Source organism: Paenibacillus terrae (genome assembly GCF_005217525.1).
GTDB classification, from domain to species: domain Bacteria; phylum Bacillota; class Bacilli; order Paenibacillales; family Paenibacillaceae; genus Paenibacillus; species Paenibacillus terrae_C.
The window spans coordinates 36543-39581 of sequence record NZ_PNXQ01000005.1 but is presented as its reverse complement, the minus strand read 5'-3'; the positions used below and the strand labels follow the sequence as shown (position 1 = coordinate 39581).

1 protein-coding gene is annotated in these 3039 nt (G+C 51.1%); it reads left to right on the top strand.

Features of this window, described 5'->3' with window-relative positions; translation table 11 throughout:
• Positions 1-3039, top strand: a 3039-nt coding sequence (locus C1I60_RS24690; protein ID WP_212734429.1) for a condensation domain-containing protein, incomplete at both ends; no start/stop codon positions are given.

The following is a 3039-nucleotide window of genomic DNA, read 5'->3' as shown; positions in this document are numbered from 1 at the left end:
GCGCTGCAAGCCGCGATGCAGGCGTTAACGGATCACCATGATGCCCTGCGGACCGTGCTGCGCCGGAGCGATAGCGGTTATACGGCGTGGACCCGCCAGATCGGGGAGGGAGCAGGCTACAGCCTGGAGGTGCTGGACATGGCACCGGATACAGACAGCGAGGAAGCGATTGAGGCAGAGGCGAGCCGGATTCAGGCGACGATGGATCTGAGCGAAGGCCCACTGGTCAAGCTGGGATTGTTCCGGTGTACGGATGGCGATCATCTGCTGGTGGCGATCCATCACTGGGTCATCGACGGTGTTTCCTGGCGCATACTGCTGGAGGATTTGGACACAGCGTATACCCAGGCACAACAAGGGGAACCGATCCGGCTGCCGATGAAAACGGACGCCTTTCAGGCTTGGGCAGAGGGGTTGTCGCACTATGCGAGGAGTGAGGCGCTGCAGGCGGAAGCAGGGTACTGGGCGGGCATCCAAGCAACAGCAGCACCGCGTCTGCCGCAGGACTACGCCGAGACAGGCGTATCCTTGGTAAAGGACAGTGAAGAAGTGACGGTGCAGTGGACAGCGGGAGAGACGGAGCAGCTGCTCAAGCAAAGTCACCGGGCATATACGACAGAGATGAATGATCTGCTGCTGACCGCACTGGGACGGGCTATACAGGCATGGACGGGTATCACGGAAGTAGCGATCAGCCTGGAGGGGCATGGCCGAGAGGCAATCGTGCCGGAACTGGATGTAACGCGGACGATAGGGTGGTTCACCAGTCGCTATCCGGTACGGCTGTCCTTTCCGGCAGGGCAGGCATTATCTGCGCAAATCAAGACGGTGAAGGAGGAGCTGCGGCGAGTTCCCAACAAAGGTATCGGGTATGGGCTGCTGCGCTACACCTCGGATCAGACCGAGGGTGGAATAGCTGGCCAAACACCGGAAATCAGTTTTAACTACCTGGGGCAATTCGATACGGAGACTGGTTATGAAGGCATGCAGGTAGCGCCTTTTATGGGTGGACTATCTGTCAGTCCCAACCAGAACAGACTCTATGCACTTGATATTAACGGCATCGTGGCGCAAGGACAACTGTCTTTCAGCATCAGCTACAGTGCCAAACAATTTGAAAAGCAAAGTATACAAAAGCTGGCTTGGCTGCTGCACGATAAAATCATTGAGATTATTGAGCATTGCGTGAGTCAGGAACAGGTGCAGCTTACGCCAAGTGATGTTTCGATGAAAGGATTGTCCGTTGGAGAATTGGACGAAGTGCTGGAGCAACTGCAGCAAGCTTGCGAGCATCCTCAAGAGGTTGAAAATATTTACTCTTTAACGCCGATGCAAAAGGGAATGTTGTTTCACGGTGTAGCTGACAGGCAATCATCTGCTTATGTCGAGCAGATTTTATTTAAGCTGCATGGTCAGCTTAACGTGGATCACTTTGCAAATGCTTTGGAAAAAGTAATGCAGAGACATAGCGTATTTCGTACTTGTTTTATGGATAATTGGCGGAATGCTCCGCTGCAAATAGTATATCGGAATGCCCGGTTGAGCTTCGTTTATGAAGACATGGGCGCACTAAATGAACAACAGTATAAGGAGCATGTAAGGTTATGCGCGTTGCAAGAAAAGGAGATCGGATTCGACTTGGCCCGCGGTCCATTGATGCGCATGACCATTTTAGGCACAAAAGACCATCAATACCAGTGTATCTGGACATTTCATCATATCATTCTGGACGGTTGGTGTCTGCCACTCATTTTCGGTGAGCTGATGGAGCATTACGATGCTGCACTCCAGCAACGACAGGCTAAGCTACCTGCTGTAGCTCCATACTCCCAATATATCGAGTGGCTTGAAGCGCAAAACCATGAAGAGGCATCTGCCTACTGGCAGGCTTATTTGGATGGGTATGAAGGGCAAGCGAATGTCCCTGCCGCTACGCTTCTTCAAAATGTGAACGACAGCTATGTATGTGAAGAACATACTTGCCTTATAGATGAGGCATTAACACGTTACATGAAGATGGCAGCCGCTGATGTACAAGTTACTGTCAATACTTTTATACAGACTATATGGGGAACACTACTTCAAAAACATAACGACAGTGATGATGTTGTCTTTGGTAGTGTGGTGTCAGGTAGACCGGCAGAACTGGAAGATGTCTCCACTATGGTGGGACCATGTATTAATACCATCCCAGTACGTATTCGCACAACAGCAGATATGAGCTTTGCAGAGCTGCTTCAAATGAGTCAACGACAGGCGATTTCTTCCATCGCATATGATACGTATCCATTATATGAGATGCAGAGGGAGAGCGGTCGAAAACAAGAATTGATTACGCATATACTGGTGTTTGAAAATTATCCGGTAGACGCACAGATGCATAAGCTCGTACAGGGAGGGCACAAATCCGGTTTAACGATAGCCAATGTGGAAATTCGTGAGCAGACGAACTATGATTTTAATCTCATTGTGCTGCCTGGCGAAACATTCACATTCAAATTTCAATACAATGCAAGCGTCTATAGTCAGGCAGAGATAGAGCAAATCAGCAACCAGTTGCTTCATCTTTTGCGGCAAATAGCGGAACGCCCGCACATGCGTGTCAACGAGCTCCAGTGGGTAACCGAGGCGGACAAACGTCTGATTCTGGACGTCTTTAATGATACTGCCCAAGCATATCCGCATGAGCAACCCATTGCGCAGTTGTTTGAAGAACAGGCAGCACGTGTACCGGAGCAAATTGCGGTTGTGTGCGGGGACAAGAGCTGGACCTACCGAGCTTTGCAGAAACGCTCGAACCAGCTAGCGCATACGCTGCGGGCCTGCGGCGTGCAGCCGGATCAGCGGATCGGGATTTTGGCGGATCGCTCTGCAGACATGATCGTGGGAATGTTAGCCATTTTGAAGGCTGGAGGCGCCTATTTACCGATCAATCCGACTTATCCGGCGGAGCGTATTCGCTTTATGCTGGCCGACGGTCAGGTCAACATGCTGCTGACAGCATCTTCCGGAACTGGAGATGCCGTTCATCAGGCCATA